Annotated in this window: 3 protein-coding genes; all 3 read left to right on the top strand. The window is 40.5% G+C overall.

Annotated features, from left to right (window positions below; genetic code table 11):
• Nucleotides 1-436: hypothetical protein (locus tag COT81_03950; protein PIS04896.1), on the top strand; the 436-nt coding region annotated here is incomplete at its 5' end.
• Nucleotides 420-2,033 carry a hypothetical protein gene (locus tag COT81_03955; GenBank protein ID PIS04897.1) on the top strand — a complete coding sequence of 538 codons (1,614 nt, stop codon included), beginning with the start codon at nucleotides 420-422 and terminating at the stop codon, nucleotides 2,031-2,033. The genes COT81_03950 and COT81_03955, both read left to right, overlap by 17 nt.
• Nucleotides 2,034-2,042: 9 nt before the next feature.
• Nucleotides 2,043-2,816, top strand: coding sequence for a hypothetical protein (locus tag COT81_03960; protein PIS04898.1), 774 nt, complete (start codon nucleotides 2,043-2,045; stop codon nucleotides 2,814-2,816).
• Nucleotides 2,817-3,019: the final 203 nt, after the last annotated feature.

The following is a 3,019-nucleotide window of genomic DNA, read 5'->3' on the forward strand; positions in this document are numbered from 1 at the left end:
CAAAGAACGTTCGTTGATACTTGGTGATTTATCTCCCAAAAATCTCGGTTTGGTTTCAGGAGAATTGCGGATTTGTGATCTTGATACTGCTCACCGAGGCAATCCAATTTTTGATATTGGATTCTTTATCGGGCATGTGTATCTCCATAGTCTTGAACACGAATATCCGGCCGCGCAATATGTTAAAGAATTTTTGCGAACATATCATCCTGAAGATGAGACAGATGCCATCCCACCTGAAGATGATCTGCTGCTTAAGCGGATCGTACTGGGCACGCTGCTTTATCGTTTGAATAATAAAATGGTGCCTTATCCATTAGACATATCAGAGGAAGAAAAGGTAAAAGTTGTGGCTGAAATAAATAATTTACTGAAAAGTAATTTGCTCGACTGGGAAACAATCGAGTCCCAAATACACTATGCAAAATCACATTGAACTAGAGGCGAAAATTCTTGATATTGATACAGGCGCGGTTGTTGAAAGACTGCAAAAAAATGGCGCGCGAAAAATACTGGACGCTATTACCATCATTGAAACATATGATGTTTACGGTACTCATATTCCCAAAAAGCGTGGTCGTTCTGAACTACACCAGCGCTACTCGCGGATTATCACGGAAGTTGAGAAGTTCACACAATCAAAAAATTCACTCCTTTCTCAAGGAGCATATTTGCGTTTGCGACAGGAAGGCAAACGTTCTGAGTTGATTCTAAAATACGGTACGGGCAAAAAAGATGTTCGGATAAAATCCGAAAGAGAGATTAGTATTTCTGTACGAAGTAAAAAAGAATGGAAATCAGTACAGGCTATGCTTGTAGAGCGCGGGTTACGAAAGGTGTTTTATCAAGAAAAACATCGTATTTCTTATGTGTATGATAAAGCAAATCTCCGTTTCGATATTGATACTTGGCCTGGAGTGCCCACGTATATTGAGATTGAGGGCGCAAGTAATGAAGCAGTAAAAAAAGGCGCTCGCATGATCGGATATAGGGCGTCTGATTTGCGTTCTTTTAAAGCAAAAGAGGTATTTAAGAAATACTCTATTTCGCCTATATTTTTGACCTTCAAAAAAAACTCTGTGCAAATTACACATAATAAGTTGCTAACGGTCATGCACTCCGCGCTGTCTAAACGTGGCATTGTAAAGAAAGATGCGGATTGGATTGTTAATCACTACTATGAAGCAGAATTAATGGGCAAAAAGACTCACGGGGTGAGGAAATTTTGTTGGGATATGCAGTTTTATGATCAGCGAATAAGCAAACCCAAAGTGATTAAAGATAGTTATGCTGTGGCGATTATTGATGGAAATCGAGAAATTGGACCTCTTGCCGCGAGGTTTTGTATTCACTTGGTTACCAAAAAAGCAAATCAATTTGGAATCGCAGTGATTGGTTTAAGAAATTTCCAGCGATATGGCGTACTTGCGACATGGACAAAAACTATCGCCGAAAAAGGTTTGGTGGGGATTGTTACCAATTCTACGGAGCCGTTTGTTGTTCCACCAAACGGCAAAAAAATACCCGTGCTCGGGACGAATCCGTTGAGTATCGGTTTTCCCACTGCTACTAATCCTATAGTTATGGACATATCAACGACAAAAGAGCCGATGAGCTTGGTGTGGTATGAGCGGACACGCGGAGGGGTACTTCCGAAAAACACTTTTTTTGACTCTAAGGGCATGTATACAACCGATCCTTGGCTTGCGAGGTGGGTTGATGTATGGGGTGGTCTAAAAGGATTTAATTTCTCGTGTATGTTGCAATTGTTCTCTGGACCACTCCTTGGTGCTCAAACCGAACATGCATGGGAAAATCCGTACGAAGTTGGGGCGGTTTTTATTGCTATCAATCCTGATTTCTTACAATCTCGGTCAACAGTTGAAAAATCCACTACCGATTTTATACGATTCTTGAAAAAAAATAATGTAATACTGCCTGGAGACCATGGGCGCGCAGTTTACACATTAAACAAAAAGAAAAAAAGGATTATATTATCGGAACAAGTTTGGGGGTGGCTTAACTTACTTTAAGAATTAACTATGTCTCTGAACAGAAAAACAAAAAAATCATACAATGCATACGCCGAGAAATGGGCAGAAAAAATGCGTAGCGGGCAAAACATTGCACACACGTATTTAGAAAAACCAGCCATGTATGACACGTTGCCAAATGTACGCGGAAAATCCGTGCTCTGCATTGGTTGCGGAACTGGAGAGGAGTGCTATTACCTAAAATCTCAAGGCGCGAAGTATGTGATTGGGATAGATATTTCAAATAAGTTGATTGACGTAGCTCGTCAGAGTTATCCAGGAATAGAGTTTGAGGTAATGGATATGGAGAAGCTAGTCTTTCCGCAAAAAAAGTTTGATGTTGTATATTCAAGTCTTGCTTTGCACTATGTTAAAAATTGGACACGTGTTTTAGAAAACATACATCGAGTATTAAAAGTTGGCGGGGTTTTCCTTTTCTCCACGCATCATCCGGCTAAGTGGGGTGCGGAGATAGTACGTGGCAAAAAAAAGAATACTTTTATGTTGGGATATGAGAAATCTAAGGATAGCGATGACTGCAAAATTCACGGAGATTATCTAACGGAACGGAAAATAAATGATACATGGTTTGATGAATTTCCTGTTTCCTACTACCATAAACCAATTTCTACTATTGTGAAATCTGTTCTGGAAGCTGGCTTCGAAATACTAGATTTTCTCGAGCCAAAAGCAGTGACAGGAGCGAAAAAAGTAAAAAACAATTTTTGGCATATTCATCAGAAAATCCCACTCTTTATGATTCTTAAGTTGAAGAGAAAGTAGGGCACAGTCTGCATTTTTCAAGCTACCACCAAACGCGGTGACGGGAGCGTGCCTCGCCGCCGCAAGGGACGGAGAAAAGAGCGACAAAATGATATAATTCAAATGATGCTCTTTTTGGAGTCCTGAAGCGGCGGAAACAAAACCATAAAATTTCCTTTCATTTTTTTAGCGGCTCCCCCCGCACCCCCCGCCGAAAATGGATA

It is taken from the genome of Candidatus Buchananbacteria bacterium CG10_big_fil_rev_8_21_14_0_10_42_9, assembly GCA_002773845.1.
Classification (GTDB): domain Bacteria; phylum Patescibacteriota; class Patescibacteriia; order Buchananbacterales; family 21-14-0-10-42-9; genus 21-14-0-10-42-9.

Bases quoted from the DNA above. Each gene is read 5' to 3' on its own strand.
- COT81_03955 (PIS04897.1), top strand. From the start codon at position 420: ATGCAAAATCACATTGAACTAGAGGCGAAAATTCTTGATATTGATACA.
- COT81_03960 (PIS04898.1), top strand. From the start codon at position 2,043: ATGTCTCTGAACAGAAAAACAAAAAAATCATACAATGCATACGCCGAG.